This window comes from Ruegeria sp. HKCCE4148 (assembly GCF_017872495.1).
Taxonomy (GTDB): Bacteria; Pseudomonadota; Alphaproteobacteria; order Rhodobacterales; family Rhodobacteraceae; genus Ruegeria.
This window is the reverse complement of record NZ_JAEDOS010000001.1, coordinates 350432-365203: the sequence shown is the minus strand read 5'-3', so window position 1 is coordinate 365203 and position 14772 is coordinate 350432. Positions and strand designations below refer to the sequence as shown.

The window sequence follows — 14772 nt, the reverse complement described above, 5'->3', positions numbered from 1 at the left end:
AATCCGTACGGATCAAAGCCCGCTTAGACACCTGCCGGCGGAATGTAGCAATCTTCGGCGTCCAGAGTCTTAACCGGGTCTTCCGGGCCGCACTGTTCGCCAGTCACCGGATATGTCTCACCTGTGTTTTCACAAGCGCTTAGCACCATGGCCGAGATCATCATCAGCGCAGCAAGAAATTTGTTCAGCATCGGGGCAACTCCTTCGTTTCCTCTGAACTATTTAGTTCAGAAAGTGCGAGGGCTTACTTTGATACGGATCAAGTGCGGGCGCGGACGTCGCGTAATGCTGGCGCGCCGGACAGCATCAAAAACAAAAGCCCCGCCATACCGACGGGGCCTGCACCGAAATACGCTGACTTAATTAGTGCAGCGTTGCTTCGCGTCGTCAATTGCTGCGGTAAAGCCCAGTAACGAGAAGGTGTCTTTCGTCTGCGTCCCGCGTTCCGAGCGGGCCGTCAGAACAGCCTCGTTCCCGCGCTTCATCGCTTCGATCACTTTGGGTTCCTGCCCTTGAGTCGAAGGCCAGGCCCATTCGCCATCAGTAATGAATTCGAATTCGGCGTCGTCGATCTTGACGTTGACGGTCGAACCCGCCGCAAAGGGATAGCCGCCGGTGAACGACACTGTTCCGTTCACGTCATCGCCTGGTCGAAACACCACAAACAGCAAAATGTCGCTACGCCGCACAGAAACCACGCGACCACCGCGGGTGTTAACCGTTTCGTCCGGGGTTGCGACGCTCCAGCATTCAGTGGGGTCTTCTTCAACAAAGACGCTCCAATCTGTCTTGACCGCAACACGGTTGGTGCTGCTGGCCTGCTGAGCGATTGCAGATGTCGCGACGGTACCTGCCACAGACAGGCCCGCGATCACACGAACGAGCATTGATCCCATTTGTCCAGCCTCCTAGCTCGACCCATACCTCAAACCCATCGGACATGGCTGCGAACCCTTCCGGCCCGTCTATTCCGTTGCGCATTCCGATGATTGCCGACATACACACACTAACGCAGGTTTCGCCACAGGCGAAAGGGCGATTGGCAGAATTTTGCGCATAATTTCGGAGGTCCAGATGACGCAGCCCATACCCATGACAGAACTGTGGCGTGGTGCTTTGCTTGAGAGTTTGCATCTGGGCCACGCGGTGATCTGCGATGACAGCGGCCAAATCGCCCGCAGCTGGGGCGATCCGCAAGCGGTGATCTACCCAAGGTCCTCAGCCAAAATGATTCAGGCACTTCCACTGGTCACGTCGGGTGCCGCGGCGAAATACGGCTTGAACAGCGAACATCTTGCGCTGGCCTGCGCCTCACATAACGGTGCCGCGATCCACACCGATCGGGTAACAGCATGGCTGGATCACCTGGGGCTGACCGAGCATGATCTGCGCTGCGGCCCACAGGAACCAGCAGATACAGCAGCTCGCGATCGGCTGATTTTAGCTGACGACACGCCTTGCCAGATCCACAACAATTGCTCGGGCAAACACTGTGGATTTCTGACATTGGCTCAGCACATGGGCGCAGGCCCGGAATACCTTGAAATCGACCACCCGGTGCAACAAGCCTGTCTGTCAGCCATTGAAGAAACCACCGGAGAGACCAGCCCGGGATATGGCATCGACGGCTGTTCCGCTCCAAATTTCGCGATCTCGCTGGCGGGATTGGCACGTTCGATGGCGTGGTTTGCCAGTGCCGCAGACCGCTCGGATCGCTCCTCTGATGCTGCGGCACAACTGGTTGCGGCAATGGTCAAGCACCCCGAGCTGGTGGCCGGTGAGACCCGTGCCTGCACCGAGCTGATGCGCGCCATGAATGGCAGGGTTGCCATCAAAACCGGGGCCGAGGCCGTGTTTGTGGCCATCATACCGGAAAAACGTATGGGCGTTGCGTTGAAGATCACCGACGGCACCACCCGCGCCAGCGAATGTGCGATTGCCGCGATACTGGTCAGCCTCGGCGTGCTGGAGGCCGATCACCCGGCCACCCGCAAATTCATGAACGCCACGCAATACAGCCGGCGCGGGCTGGAATGCGGCGTGATCAAACCTGCGCCGGGCTTCCCCGGCTAAGGTCCTCACATCTCGATCTCATGCACCTCGGCCACTTCGACCGAGCCTGAACCGTTGACGACCATTGGACAACCCTTGGCCATGGCGGTCGCTGCGTCGATGCTGTCGGCCTTGATCACCGTAAAGCCCGAGGCCGGGTTCGCACCGCCGTTGTCAACGACCCCGCTGTTGGTGACGGTATAGGACTGGCCCACCGGGTTGCCGGGGATTTCCAGCGCCTCACCCATGTCCTGAAACCAGGCACCCCAGGCGGCCATGGTCGCCTCAATCTCGGCGGGGTCGGTTGGGGTGTGGCCCCCATGATATACAAACAAAAATTGGGGCATGTCGCTCCTCCCTGATGAAAACCTATTTGCAAAGTGCTTCGAGTTTACGCAGCGAAGATGTCCAACCCTGATTGTGGTTCGCTGCCGCTTCGGCATCGGCCAGTTCTCGGTGATCCAGTGTCAGTCGTGATCCGGTGTCGGTTGCTGCGACCGACAAAGTCACGTGGCTTTCGTTGCCGCGCTGGTCCTGATCATCATGCCAGCCCCATGTGAAACCCACTGATTTAGGTGGATCGACATGGGTCACATGGCCTGAAACCTTGTATCGTTGGCCCTCGCCATTCTCCATCACCGAATACCATGGGCCTGTTCGCGAAAAATCCAGATTATGTTCGGGCACATGCATCCCTTCGGGCCCCCACCATTGCAGCAACCTGCTGCCGTCACTGATCCATGCGAACAAGTCTTCAGGGCTGACGGGGAAGTCCCGTTTCAGTTTCAGGTCGGCCATGAATTCTCCCTTTCGATAATTTCGCTCAAACGATCGAGGCTGCTTTCCCAGAATTGGCGCCTGGAAATGGTCCAATCGGCAATCAGCCGCAGCCCCTCGGGTCGGACAGAATACATCCGCTGCGTGCCTTGGGCGCGCTGTTGCACCAGCCCTGCCTCTCGCAAGACCTTTAGGTGGCGCGAAATTGCAGCCCCCGAGACACCGCGCCCTTCGATCAGGTCACCGGCGGGCAGTTCACCCTGTTCCATCAATTGTTCGACAATCGAAAATCGGGTGGCGTCAGACAGTGCTGAAAAGGCGGTCAGAAGCGTGCTCATGACCACTATTTAACACAAATGTTAAATAAAAGATAGCCTCGGTTATTCCTCGGCAAAGTCAGCGCGGCTGTACCCTTGCAGGTAAAGCAGCGCCGTCAGGTCACCGTGATTCACACGCACGTCGCATTGGGCGGCAACTGAAGGCTTGGCATGAAGGGCAACTCCGGTTCCGGCCCGGCCCAGCATTCCAAGGTCATTTGCTCCGTCGCCAACGGCCATTACGTCATTTTCAGACAGCTCAAGCCGGGCAGAGATCTGTTCCAGTGCTTCGATCTTGGCCTGCCGTCCCAAAATGGGGCGCGCAACATCGCCCGTCAGTTTCCCGTTTTTAGTCAACAGCGTATTGGCCCTGTTTTCATCAAACCCCAGCAACTCTGCCACCCGTGCCGTAAAGGCTGTGAACCCACCCGATACCAACGCCGCATGGGCACCGTTCGCCCGCATCGTGGCCAGCAATGCCCTGCCACCCGGCATGAGGGTGATCCTTTCGTTCAGAACTTTATCAATGACGCGCTCATCCAGATCCTTCAGCAATCCAACCCGTTCGATCAACGCCCCCTCAAAGTCCAGCTCTCCGTTCATGGCACGGGCAGTGATGTCCTTGACCCTGTCTCCAACACCGGCTTCATCCGCCAGTTCATCGATGCATTCTTGCTGGATCATCGTGCTGTCCATATCGGCCAGCAGCATCTTTTTGCGCCGCCCTTCTGCAGGTTGCACGATCAGGTCGACACCCATGCCCTGCAAGTCCGCCCAGACGTCCCAGCGATTGTCGGGCATGTCGCTCAATTCAAACTCTAGCGCCTCATCAGGGCTGAGCCAGATGACATCCCCGCCGCCCCACGCGTTGCGCAGCGACTCGGGCAGGGTGCGGTCCAGCGAAGGCGCTGCAGGATTGGTCAGCAAAGTTGCGACATACATATTCAATCTCCAATGTCGTGCCTGCGTCAGGTGGTTTAAGGCGTCAATGGGATACGGCCCCGTGCCGTCAATTCCCAACAAGTCTGCCCTTCGAATACAGCCACACCAACCGGACGCCCATAGCCCGCGCCTGTATCCAGGTTGACGCGATTTCCATAATGCGTCGCCTGATCCACTGGCGTGTGACCATGCACGATCAGCTTGGGATGCGGACCTCGATGGTTGTGAAAAACCTGCCTGATCCAGACCAGATCACTTGCGCGTTGTTCATTGAGCGGCACGTTCGGGCGGATACCGGCGTGAACAAAGGCAAGCTCGGGCGTCTGATGCATCAACGCCAAATCGCGCAGGAAGGTCAGGTGAGACTTTGGCACCGCCCCCTTCGCCATCCGGTGCAAGTCTTCCAGCCGGATTTGACCTTCAAACTCCACCCCGTAACTACGCAAAGTCTCAATCCCGCCTAACCGATCATGCAGCCAGTGGTACCCCACGAGCAGATGCGGATCGTGGCGTGGAGTGTCTTCCATGAACCAGGCAAACATCCGGTCGTGATTGCCCAGCAGGGTGATCCAGTTCCGACCCGCATCACGCCCGTCGATCAGGTGATCGATCAAGCCCCGGCTATCGGGACCGCGATCCACGTAATCACCCAGAAACACAACCTGAGCATCAGGTCCGCCGTCACTTTGGATCAAAGACAGTGCGCGCTCCAGTTCAGCCACCTGTCCGTGCAGATCACCGATTACATAGACAGGCTGTGTCATAGACATCCTCCGCCGGTAGTGCTCAGCACGCTTGTGCCCCAGATTGCGGTTCCAGAGAACAAAGGACCCGGGTCTTTTCAAAACCGGGCCCTGAACTGTTTCTCAAACTCAACAGGCCGCGTCAGGCGACATCAAACACCAATGGCTTGATTTGCGTGAACAGACCCGTTTCCGCCAGCTTGGCGCGGGCCTCGGCTGGAACCGGTTCGTCTACGTAAAGCAGCGCAATGGCTTCACCGCCTGCCTCGGAGCGACCAAGGGTAAAGTTGGCGATGTTGACGTTGTTCTCACCCATGGTCTGACCCAATGCACCGATGATGCCCGGCACGTCTTCGTTGGTCGTGTACAGCATATGAGCGCCGATCTCAGCGTCGATATTGATGCCCTTGATCTGGATAAAGCGCGGCTTGCCGTCGCTGAACACAGTGCCCCCGATCGAACGCTCGCGCTTGTCGGTCACAACGGTGACTTTGATATAGCCCTCAAACGCGCCCGATTTGTCCTGATTGGTGGTCGAGATTTTGATCCCACGCTCTTTCGCGACAACCGGGGCCGAAACCATGTTCACCTCGGGGTTGAACTTTTTCATGATCCCCGCGACCACTGCGCAGTTTAGCGCGGCAAGGTTCATTTCAGCGGCCACACCATCATAAAGGATGTTGATCGCCTTAACAGGCTCATCCGTCATCTGACCAATAAAGCCGCCAAGATGCCCGGCCAGCTTGATCCAAGGCCCCATGACCTTGGCCTCTTCCGCCGTCACGCTGGGCATGTTCAGCGCATTCTCGACCGCGCCTGTCAGCAAATAGTTCGAGATCTGTTCGGCCACCTGCAACGCCACGTTCTCCTGCGCCTCGGTCGTTGCCGCACCAAGGTGTGGTGTACAGACCACGTTGGGCAGGTTGAACAGCGCATTTTCCTTCGCCGGCTCTTCGCTGAACACGTCAAAGGCTGCCCCGGCGACGTGTCCGGATTGCAGAGCTTCGGCCAGAGCGTCTTCGTCTACCAGTCCACCACGTGCACAGTTGATGATACGAACCCCTTTCTTGGTTTTGGCAAGGTTCTCGCGGCTCAGGATGTTGCGGGTCTGGTCAGTCAGCGGTACGTGCAGCGTGATAAAGTCGGCGCGCGACAGCAACTCGTCCAGTTCAACTTTTTCCACGCCCATTTGCGCGGCTTTCTCTTCGCCCAAATAGGGATCATAGGCGACGACCTTCATCTTCAGTCCAAGGGCGCGTTCACAAACTATGCCACCAATGTTCCCTGCACCAATAACACCGAGGGTCTTGTTGGTCAGCTCGATCCCCATAAACTTGGACTTCTCCCACTTGCCTGCATGGGTCGAGGTAGAGGCCTCGGGGATTTGCCGCGCCACGGCAAACATCATCGCAATCGCGTGTTCAGCGGTCGTAATCATGTTGCCGAACGGCGTGTTCATTACGATCACACCTTTCTTCGAAGCCGCATCCTTGTCGATATTATCCGTGCCGATACCAGCGCGGCCAATGACCTTCAGCTTGTCGGCTTTCTCCAGGATGGTCGGTGTGACCTTGGTGGCCGAGCGGATGGCAAGACCGTCATACTGACCGATCACTTCGGCCAGCTTGTCTTTGTCCTTGCCCAGATCAGGCATGAAATCCACGTCGATGCCACGATCACGGAAAATCTGCACGGCGGTTTCGCTGAGCTTGTCAGATACGAGTACTTTGGGGGCCATTTTCTCTGGTCCTTTGAAGAATTCTGGGGGTTGGCGGGCTGAAGCCCGCCCTACGATTTCAAATGTGAGTAGGCCGGGCTTCAGCCCGGCACCGGGTCATCAGGCAGCTTCGGTTTGCGCTGCGATCTCGGCCTCGAAGGCCCAGGCCAACCAAGGCAACATCGCCTCGATATCCGAGGTCTCAACCGTACCGCCGCACCAGATACGCAGACCCGCAGGCGCGTCGCGATAGGCACCGATATCCAATGCAATATTCTCGACCTCCAACCGTTTGGCCACAGCCTTGGCAAAAGTCGCACCGTCCTGAATGCGTGCATCGGTAAACTTCAAGCACACAGATGTGTTCGATTGCGTCGCCGCATCCTCGGCCAGATTGGCGATCCAATCATTCTTCGCACAGAACGTATGAACCGCATTGGCATTCGCATCAGCACGGGCGATCAGCCCTTGCAACCCACCGACCGAGCGCGCCCAGTCCAGCGCGAACAGATAATCCTCAACCGCCAGCATCGAGGGCGTGTTGATCGTGGCTCCGGTAAAGATACCTTCGATCAGCTTGCCGCCTTTGGTCAGACGGAAAATCTTGGGCAGCGGCCATGCGGGGGTGTAGCTCTCCAGCCGTTCAACCGCACGTGGGCTCAGGATCAACATGCCGTGGGCCGCTTCGCCACCCAACACTTTCTGCCAGCTAAAGGTGGTGACATCCAGTTTGTCCCACGGCAGGTCCATCGCAAAAGCGGCGCTGGTCGCATCACAAATTGTCAGGCCCTGACGGTCATCAGCGATCCAGTCGCCAGTGGGAACCCGCACGCCCGAGGTTGTTCCATTCCAGGTGAACACCACGTCATTGGCGAAATCGACCGAAGCCAGATCCACGATCTGCCCGTAATCCGCCGTTTTCACCTCGGCATCGATCTTCAGCTGTTTGACCACATCCGTCACCCAGCCCGCGCCAAAGCTTTCCCAAGCCAGCATCTCGACCTTGCGCTCACCTAGCAGCGACCACAACGCCATCTCAACCGCACCGGTGTCCGAGGCGGGAACGATCCCGATTTTGTAATCTGCCGGAATACCCAGCACCTCACGCGTGCCTTCAATGGCCGCTTTCAGCTTATCCTTGCCAACAGCGGCCCGGTGGGAACGACCCAACGCGGCATCGGCCAATTTAGTCAGATCAAATGTAGGGGGTTTGGCACAGGGGCCCGAGGAAAAACGCGGATTTGCCGGCCGCGCTGCCGGTCGTTCAATCGTCATCTGTATTACCCTTTCAGATACACGCCCCTCGTTGGGGAGGGGTGTCCCACGCACAGAGCTATGGGGCCTTTGCACCTGCAGCAAGCGGAAAAGACACTTCGTCAGGCGAAAACGACATCTGAAAAGGCTACAAATCGGAACGCGAGTTTCCGATTGGCGAAAACCCCGCCTATGTTTTGGCGGGGTTTTGTTATGGGATTATTCTGCGGCGTCTGCGTATGCGTCCATTGGGGGGCATGTGCAGACGAGGTTTCTGTCGCCATATGCGTTGTCGACGCGGTTGACGGGGGACCAGTATTTGTCGACGCCCATGGAGCCCGGAGGGAAGCAGGCCTGTTCACGGGTGTAGGGGCGGTCCCATTCGCCGACCAGATCGCGCACGGTGTGGGGGGCGTTTTTCAGCGGGTTGTTGTCCGCGTCGATCTTGCCGTCGATGATGTCCTGCGCTTCCGAGCGGATGGACAGCATGGCGTCGCAGAAACGATCCAGCTCGGCCATGGGCTCAGACTCGGTCGGCTCCACCATCAGGGTTCCGGCCACCGGCCAGCTCATGGTCGGCGCGTGGAAGCCTGAATCGACCAGGCGCTTGGCCACGTCGTCGACGGTGACATGCGCCTCGGCATCCAGCGGACGGGTGTCGAGGATGCATTCATGCGCCACCCGGCCCGTTTCCGAGGTGTAGAGGATCGGATAGGCATCCTTGAGCCGCGCCGCGATGTAGTTGGCGTTCAGGATCGCCACTTTCGTGGCCTGCGTCAGACCCGCGCCGCCCATCAGCAGCACATAAGCCCAGCTGACCGGCAGGATCGAAGGCGAGCCGAAGGGCGCTGCCGAGACCGGGCCCACGGCGGTGCCGTATTCCGGGTGACCGGGCAGGTGCTCTTCCAGATGCGCCTTGACGCCAATCGGACCCATGCCGGGGCCGCCGCCACCATGCGGGATGCAGAAGGTCTTGTGCAGGTTCAGGTGGCTGACGTCACCGCCAATATCCCCCGGACGCGACAGACCCACCATGGCGTTCATGTTGGCCCCGTCGATATAGACCTGACCTCCATGGTCATGGGTGATCTGGCAGACCTCCTGCACGGTGGTCTCGAACACGCCATGGGTCGAGGGATAGGTGATCATGCAGGCGGCCAGATGATCGCTGTGCTTCTCAGCTTTGGCGCGGAAGTCGTTCAGATCAATGTTGCCATTCTCATCCGCCAGCACCGGCACAACCTGCCAGCCCACCATCTGGGCCGAGGCCGGGTTGGTCCCGTGCGCCGAGGTTGGGATCAGGCAGACATTGCGCTGCCCTTCGCCGCGGGCGAAGTGGTAGTTGCGGATGGTCAGAAGGCCCGCGTACTCGCCCTGCGCGCCCGAGTTGGGCTGCTGGGAGATCGCGTCATAACCGGTGATCTGGCACAGCTTGTCGTTCAGATCGGCGATCATCTCGTGATAGCCCTGCGCCTGATCTTCGGGGCAGAACGGGTGCAGATTGCCAAACTCGGGCCAGGTGACCGGGATCATCTCGATCGTGGCGTTCAGCTTCATGGTGCAGGAGCCCAGCGGGATCATCGCCCGGTCCAGCGCCAGATCGCGGTCGGCCAGACGGCGCATATAGCGGGTGATCTCGGCCTCGGCCCGGTTCTGGTGGAAGATCGGGTGGGTCAGATAGGCACTTTCGCGCAGCGCATAGTCCGGCAGGCGGTACTGCTTGTTCGAGCTGTCATCGGTGCGGTCGATGCCGAAAGCACCCCAGACGGCCTCGATGGTCTCAGGCCGGGTCTGTTCGTCCAGACTGATGCCCACTTTCGTATCGCCGACCTTGCGCAGGTTGACGCCACGGGCCACGGCAGCTTCCATGACGGTCTTCTGCAGATGGCCGACCTCGACCGTGATGGTGTCGAAGAACACTTCCGGCTCAACGGCAAAACCCGCCTCTTCCAGGCCAGCGGCCAGGCGCGAGGTCTTGCGGTGCACCGATTGCGCGATGGCCTTGATGCCGTCGGGGCCGTGATAGACCGCATACATCGAGGCAATGACCGCCAGCAGCGCCTGCGCGGTGCAAACGTTCGAGTTGGCTTTCTCGCGACGAATGTGCTGTTCGCGGGTTTGCAGCGACAGGCGGTAGGCCTTGTTGCCACGGCTGTCGATGGACACACCGATGATCCGGCCCGGCATCGAGCGCTTCAGCTTGTCGGTGGTTGCCATGTAAGCGGCGTGCGGGCCGCCATAGCCCATCGGCACGCCAAAGCGCTGGGTCGAGCCGATGGCGATATCCGCGCCCATCTCGCCCGGTGACTTCAGCAGCGCCAGCGACAGGATGTCGGCGGCAACAATGGCGATGGCTTTGTGTTCATGCAGTGCCGCGATCTCGGCGGTGAAGTCGCGCACATGGCCATGGGTGCCGGGGTATTGGAAGATCGCGCCAAAGACCGCGCCCGCATCCAGGCTGTCGGGATCACCCACCTGCACGTCGATGCCCAAAGGCTCGGCACGCGTCTTAATGACCGCGATGGTCTGCGGGTGGCAGTTCTTGTCGACAAAGAAGGCTGCATTGTTCGCCTTGGACCGCCCGCCGCGCTTGGCCATGGCCATGGCTTCGGCAGCCGCCGTGGCTTCGTCCAGCAAGGACGCGTTGGCCACGTCCAGCCCGGTCAGGTCGCTGACCATGGTCTGGAAGTTCAGCAGCGCCTCAAGACGACCCTGGCTGATCTCGGGCTGATAGGGCGTGTAGGCCGTGTACCAGGCCGGGTTTTCCAGAATGTTGCGCAGGATCGGTGCAGGTGTGGTGGTGCCGTAATAGCCCTGACCGATCAGCGAGGTCAGAACGGTGTTCTTGCTCGCCACCTCTTTCATGTGGAACAGAGCATCACGTTCCGTCATCGCCGGACCCCAGTCCAGCGGCTCTTTCTGCCGGATCGCGGGCGGGACGGTGACGTCGATCAGTTCGTCCAATGTCTTGAAGCCGATCACCTTGAGCATGTCGCGCATCTCGGTGGGCGACGGGCCAATGTGGCGGCGGTTGGCAAAGTCATAGGCTTCGTAGTCGGTCAGTTTGAAGGCCATTGCAGCGCTCCTATGAATAAGTCAGGTCCGGCAGAGACCGCGCAGATCTCCGGTGGAAGGCGGGCCAGTCCGGCCCGAGCGGGCGGAGCCCCAAAAGCAGAAGCTCCGGATAAAGCGGTGGAACCCCAGGCGCGGGCCCCCGGTTTGGTTTAGCCGATGAAGGCTTTGTATCCGGCCTCGTCCATCAGGTCCTCAAGCTGCGATGCGTCCGCAATCTTGATCTTGTAGATCCAGGCTTCGCCTTCGGGGTCTTCGTTCAGCGCGCCGGGGTTGTCGGCCAGCGCTTCGTTCACTTCAACGATCTCGCCATCCACCGGAGCATAAAGCTCGGACGCGGCCTTGACGGATTCGATCACGCCGATCTCGCCGTCTTTCTCGAACTCGTCTCCCGCTTCCTGCTGCTCGACAAACACCACCTCACCCAGCTGTTCAGCCGCGTGCTTGGTGATGCCAAGCGTGGCGGTATCGCCCTCAACGGTCAGCCATTCATGCTCTTCGGAATAATAGGTTGCCATCTTGTCTCTCTCCTGACTTCAACGCTTGTAATTCTGTGTGACAAAGGGCAGCGCCACGATCTGCGCCGGTTGCGCCTTGCCCCGAATGATCAGGTTCACCTTCTCGCCGGGCTCACCATGGCCCTTCGACACGTAGCCCATCGCAACCGGACCACCCACCGTGGGGCCAAAGCTGCCCGAGGTGATCTGACCAATCGTGTTGCCCTCAAGGCATTGCACCTCAACGCCCTGACGCGCCGGTGCCCGGCCGTCGGGCTTGATGCCCACCAGCTTGCGCGCCGCGCCCTCGGCCAGTTCCTTTTGCACGCGATCCGCGCCTGGGAACCCGCCTTCTTCCTTGCGGCGTTTTTGAATAGCCCAGCCCAGGGATGCCTCGATGGGCGAGGTGCTCTGGTCGATGTCATTGCCATACAGGCACAGCCCCGCCTCAAGCCGCAGGCTGTCGCGCGCGCCCAGACCCGCAGGTTCGCAATCTTCATGCGCCAGGAAAGCCTTGCTGATCTCGATCGCCTTGTCCTCGGGGATCGAGATCTCGTAACCATCCTCGCCGGTATAGCCCAGACGCGAGATGCGGCATTCAACGCCGTTGATATCGGCCACGGTGGTTTCCATGAACTTCAGATCGCGGGCAGCAGGGCAAAGTTCCCCCACCACATCCTCGGCCTTGGGACCCTGCACCGCCACCAGCGCCCGGTCGAAGATCTCGGTCACTTCGACGCCTTCGAGGTGCGCGCGCATATGCGGAATGTCCTGATACCGCAGCGCCGCGTTCACAACCACAAAGAAATGATCGCCCGCATTCGACACGATCAGGTCATCCATGATCCCGCCATCCGCATTCGTAAAGAACCCGTACCGCGCCTTGCCTTCCTTCAGCGTCGCATAAGCCTGAGGGCACAAAGCTTCCAGCTTCTCACCCACATTCTCGCCGCGCAAAATCACCTGACCCATGTGAGACACATCAAACAACGCCGCCTTCTCACGACACTGCTTATGCTCCCCCATAATCCCCAGCGAATACTGAACAGGCATCTCCCAGCCAGCAAAATCAACCAACTTACCTCCCAACTCAACATGCAACGAATACAAGGGAGTGCGTTTCGGTGAAGTCATTGCGGATACCTTTTCCTACCTATGGGTCGGTGCGCATCCCAACAGTCTGCAACAAGCAGTGAGGATTGCAACGATTCCAGACAGCCTACGCCCGACGCACCGTTCCTGGGAACGTTCTGCATACGGATGTATGCACATAAATGTTCCTATAGGAAACTTTTTTCCCTTAAGCAACACGCCTTGTTTGAAACTCAGAGGCTCGAAACGTTTTCTGCCGGAATTTTTCCAGTCTACTTGACCGCAAGAAACAGAAAAAACAGTATTTTACCCTCACTTTTTGCTATTGCCCCGCAAGTGACTGAACAGCGGCGTCAAGCACGCTCAGGCCAGCAAGCAGGTCGCTTTCGGCGGTGTCTTCAGCGAAATCGTGACTGATTCCGTTGATCGACGGCACAAACAACATGGCAACCGGCATCAGGCGCGACACGTTTGTTGCGTCATGCAACGCGCCCGAGGGCATCCGGCGCCATTTCCCCGGAGCAACCTGTTGCGCGCCACCTTCCAACGCATCCTGCAATGCCTTGTCCATGGCCACAGGTTCAAGCCCCAGCATCGGGCCATACTCCAGCGCCATCGCCTGTTCATCGGCTACCTCTTGTGCTGTCGCGCGAATGATCTCTTCCATCCGGACGAGGCGCTCCGCATCGCCATCCCGCCATTGCATCGAAAACCGAACCCGACCCGGAACTATGGATGAGGCATTGGGGTACACGTCAACACGTCCGATGGTCCAGACGGTCTGAGGCGTCACCACATTTCGGAAACGTTCATTGAGACGCGTGTTGAAAAGGGACAACGCCTGAAACGCGTCGCGGCGCAGGTGCATCGGTGTGGTGCCTGCGTGGTTCTGCTGACCCTCAAAAGTGATCGACATGTCGCGGATGCCGACAATATCAGTGACGACGCCGACCTGATCTCCTGTCGCGTCCAGGGACGGGCCTTGTTCGATATGCATCTCGATATAACCTTTGAAGTTGGACGGGTCGATAAAGCCACCAGACAGTTCGGACATTGAGGACCGCGCGGCACCAAAACTGACGCCCGCACCATCTGTCAAAGCATCTGCCCGTTCCAATGGCAGGCCACCGGACCATACGGCTGAGCCTGTGGTCACGCCGAACCGACCTTCTTCGTCCTGAAAGCTGACGACCGAGATGGGCCGATCACTTGAACGCGCGATTTCCAGTGCTGCAATGACGCCAAGCGCTCCGTCCAGCCAACCGCCCTCGGGCTGACTGTCGGAATGCGATCCCATCAACAGCGACGGACCTTCGGCCAACCCAAACAAGTTTCCGACCGGATCGAAATGCGGTGTCAGCCCCGCGTCAGACATGCGTTCGGCAAGCCATTTGCGCGCTTGGATGTCTGCTTGGGAATAGGCCGGTCGGATCACACCCTTGCCTACACCCGAGGCCCCGAATTCACGCAGCTTGTGCAAATCCGCCAAGAACCGTTCGTGATTGACCGACATGACACCTCCAAGTTTTCGTTGGGCAGACCATAGCCACAAACCGGAACACAGCCAGGAATTTTTCAACCGCACATGAAACCCCTCTGGTCCCGGGGTAGAACCTGCCCTAAGACGTCTGCGCAAGAGGGACCGACATGTCACATATCACATTGGTGCGTCACGGGCAGGCCAATACCGCAGCGCGCGACGAAGTAAGCTATGACAAGCTCAGCGAGTTGGGGCATCAGCAAGCCCGTTGGCTGGGCGCGCATCTGCGCGACACACGCAGCCACTATACCCGCGTTTATTGCGGCACTCTGACTCGCCATGCAGAAACCGCCCAAAGCATGGGGCTGTCTGACCCGATCCGTGATGCACGATTGAACGAGATTGAATATTTCACCCTGGCACAACTGCTCGAAGAACAGCACGGGGTTGCGATCCCCACGGACCGCGAGGGTTTTGTCGAACATCTGCCCCAAACCTTTGCCGCTTGGGCCAATGGCGACATCAGGAACGCACCCGAAACCTTCGAAGCGTTCGAAACGCGTGTTCGTGATGCGCTGAGTGAAATCGGAACCGAAGGCGGACCCGCCATTGTTGTCACCTCGGGCGGGTTGATCTCGATGGTGGTGCGGCAGGCGATGGGGTTGGACATCCCGTCGATGGCACGTGTGGCCCTTGCCATCATGAACACGTCAATGCATCGTCTGCATCCGATTGGGGCGCAACTGAGCCCGGTTCTTTTCAATGCCGTTCCGCATCTTGAGGCACCCGACCGGCAGTTCGCGCAGACCCACCTGTAACCAGATCGGAG

Annotated in this window: 15 protein-coding genes; 2 read left to right on the top strand and 13 right to left on the bottom strand. The window is 59.0% G+C overall.

All coding sequences use genetic code 11. The features are described from left to right. Nucleotides 1-23: 23 nt before the first annotated feature. Together I9187_RS01815 and I9187_RS01810 are read right to left on the bottom strand one after the other, a co-directional pair. Nucleotides 24-191 (bottom strand): hypothetical protein, encoded by a 168-nt coding sequence (locus I9187_RS01815; RefSeq protein WP_171180394.1) that lies wholly within the window; start codon nucleotides 189-191, stop codon nucleotides 24-26. Between the two features lie 168 nt (nucleotides 192-359). Continuing rightward, nucleotides 360-896, bottom strand: a complete 537-nt coding sequence (locus I9187_RS01810; RefSeq protein WP_171180396.1) for an invasion associated locus B family protein — start codon at nucleotides 894-896, stop codon at nucleotides 360-362. A 178-nt stretch (nucleotides 897-1074) separates the two neighbouring features. Between I9187_RS01810 and I9187_RS01805 the strand changes: the two genes are divergently transcribed. Next, the gene (locus I9187_RS01805; protein WP_209509700.1) at nucleotides 1075-2073 is read left to right on the top strand and encodes an asparaginase; all 999 of its coding nucleotides are present in this window, start codon (nucleotides 1075-1077) and stop codon (nucleotides 2071-2073) included. Between the two features lie 5 nt (nucleotides 2074-2078). Here the strand turns inward: I9187_RS01805 and I9187_RS01800 are convergent, their stop codons facing one another. From I9187_RS01800 to I9187_RS01750, 11 genes are all read right to left on the bottom strand, one after another. Continuing rightward, nucleotides 2079-2399 carry a YciI family protein gene (locus I9187_RS01800; protein ID WP_171180399.1) on the bottom strand — a complete coding sequence of 107 codons (321 nt, stop codon included), beginning with the start codon at nucleotides 2397-2399 and terminating at the stop codon, nucleotides 2079-2081. A 22-nt stretch (nucleotides 2400-2421) separates the two neighbouring features. Beyond that, a complete protein-coding gene (locus tag I9187_RS01795; protein WP_209509701.1) occupies nucleotides 2422-2850 on the bottom strand; it encodes an SRPBCC domain-containing protein in 429 nt (142 codons plus the stop codon). Beyond that, a complete protein-coding gene (locus tag I9187_RS01790) occupies nucleotides 2838-3167 on the bottom strand; it encodes a metalloregulator ArsR/SmtB family transcription factor (RefSeq protein ID WP_171620122.1) in 330 nt (109 codons plus the stop codon). The genes I9187_RS01795 and I9187_RS01790 overlap by 13 nt, the downstream gene beginning before the upstream one ends. A 42-nt stretch (nucleotides 3168-3209) precedes the next feature. Then, on the bottom strand, nucleotides 3210-4088 hold the full coding sequence (gene serB, locus I9187_RS01785) for a phosphoserine phosphatase SerB (protein ID WP_209509702.1): 879 nt from the start codon (nucleotides 4086-4088) through the stop codon (nucleotides 3210-3212). Nucleotides 4089-4123: 35 nt separating this feature from the next. After that, nucleotides 4124-4852 carry a metallophosphoesterase family protein gene (locus I9187_RS01780; RefSeq protein WP_209509703.1) on the bottom strand — a complete coding sequence of 243 codons (729 nt, stop codon included), beginning with the start codon at nucleotides 4850-4852 and terminating at the stop codon, nucleotides 4124-4126. Between the two features lie 121 nt (nucleotides 4853-4973). After that, a complete protein-coding gene (gene serA / locus I9187_RS01775) occupies nucleotides 4974-6569 on the bottom strand; it encodes a phosphoglycerate dehydrogenase (protein WP_171180410.1) in 1596 nt (531 codons plus the stop codon). A 99-nt stretch (nucleotides 6570-6668) separates the two neighbouring features. Further along, nucleotides 6669-7823, bottom strand: coding sequence for a phosphoserine transaminase (locus I9187_RS01770; protein WP_171180411.1), 1155 nt, complete (start codon nucleotides 7821-7823; stop codon nucleotides 6669-6671). A gap of 198 nt (nucleotides 7824-8021) precedes the next feature. Continuing rightward, on the bottom strand, nucleotides 8022-10877 hold the full coding sequence (gene gcvP / locus I9187_RS01765; protein ID WP_171181986.1) for an aminomethyl-transferring glycine dehydrogenase: 2856 nt from the start codon (nucleotides 10875-10877) through the stop codon (nucleotides 8022-8024). 149 nt (nucleotides 10878-11026) lie between these two features. Continuing rightward, on the bottom strand, nucleotides 11027-11392 hold the full coding sequence (gcvH, locus tag I9187_RS01760) for a glycine cleavage system protein GcvH (RefSeq protein WP_171181988.1): 366 nt from the start codon (nucleotides 11390-11392) through the stop codon (nucleotides 11027-11029). A gap of 18 nt (nucleotides 11393-11410) precedes the next feature. Continuing rightward, nucleotides 11411-12505, bottom strand: coding sequence for a glycine cleavage system aminomethyltransferase GcvT (gene gcvT / locus I9187_RS01755; protein WP_209509353.1), 1095 nt, complete (start codon nucleotides 12503-12505; stop codon nucleotides 11411-11413). Between the two features lie 280 nt (nucleotides 12506-12785). Next, nucleotides 12786-13976, bottom strand: coding sequence for a Zn-dependent hydrolase (locus tag I9187_RS01750; RefSeq protein WP_171178125.1), 1191 nt, complete (start codon nucleotides 13974-13976; stop codon nucleotides 12786-12788). Between the two features lie 134 nt (nucleotides 13977-14110). Here I9187_RS01750 and I9187_RS01745 point away from each other — a divergent pair, with 134 nt between their 5' ends. Continuing rightward, entirely contained in the window at nucleotides 14111-14761 is a 651-nt protein-coding gene (locus I9187_RS01745) for a histidine phosphatase family protein (protein WP_171239074.1), read from the top strand. Nucleotides 14762-14772 lie beyond the last annotated feature (11 nt).

Excerpts from the sequence above, each read along its gene's own strand:
- gcvH (WP_171181988.1), bottom strand. The coding sequence starts at position 11,392 with ATGGCAACCTATTATTCCGAAGAGCATGAATGGCTGACCGTTGAGGGC.
- I9187_RS01815 (WP_171180394.1), bottom strand. The coding sequence starts at position 191 with ATGCTGAACAAATTTCTTGCTGCGCTGATGATGATCTCGGCCATGGTG.
- I9187_RS01780 (WP_209509703.1), bottom strand. The coding sequence starts at position 4,852 with ATGACACAGCCTGTCTATGTAATCGGTGATCTGCACGGACAGGTGGCT.
- I9187_RS01745 (WP_171239074.1), top strand. The coding sequence starts at position 14,111 with ATGTCACATATCACATTGGTGCGTCACGGGCAGGCCAATACCGCAGCG.
- I9187_RS01790 (WP_171620122.1), bottom strand. The coding sequence starts at position 3,167 with ATGAGCACGCTTCTGACCGCCTTTTCAGCACTGTCTGACGCCACCCGA.
- I9187_RS01805 (WP_209509700.1), top strand. The coding sequence starts at position 1,075 with ATGACGCAGCCCATACCCATGACAGAACTGTGGCGTGGTGCTTTGCTT.
- serB (WP_209509702.1), bottom strand. The coding sequence starts at position 4,088 with ATGTATGTCGCAACTTTGCTGACCAATCCTGCAGCGCCTTCGCTGGAC.
- I9187_RS01800 (WP_171180399.1), bottom strand. The coding sequence starts at position 2,399 with ATGCCCCAATTTTTGTTTGTATATCATGGGGGCCACACCCCAACCGAC.
- serA (WP_171180410.1), bottom strand. The coding sequence starts at position 6,569 with ATGGCCCCCAAAGTACTCGTATCTGACAAGCTCAGCGAAACCGCCGTG.
- I9187_RS01770 (WP_171180411.1), bottom strand. The coding sequence starts at position 7,823 with ATGACGATTGAACGACCGGCAGCGCGGCCGGCAAATCCGCGTTTTTCC.
- gcvT (WP_209509353.1), bottom strand. The coding sequence starts at position 12,505 with ATGACTTCACCGAAACGCACTCCCTTGTATTCGTTGCATGTTGAGTTG.
- I9187_RS01810 (WP_171180396.1), bottom strand. The coding sequence starts at position 896 with ATGGGATCAATGCTCGTTCGTGTGATCGCGGGCCTGTCTGTGGCAGGT.
- I9187_RS01750 (WP_171178125.1), bottom strand. The coding sequence starts at position 13,976 with ATGTCGGTCAATCACGAACGGTTCTTGGCGGATTTGCACAAGCTGCGT.
- I9187_RS01795 (WP_209509701.1), bottom strand. The coding sequence starts at position 2,850 with ATGGCCGACCTGAAACTGAAACGGGACTTCCCCGTCAGCCCTGAAGAC.
- gcvP (WP_171181986.1), bottom strand. The coding sequence starts at position 10,877 with ATGGCCTTCAAACTGACCGACTACGAAGCCTATGACTTTGCCAACCGC.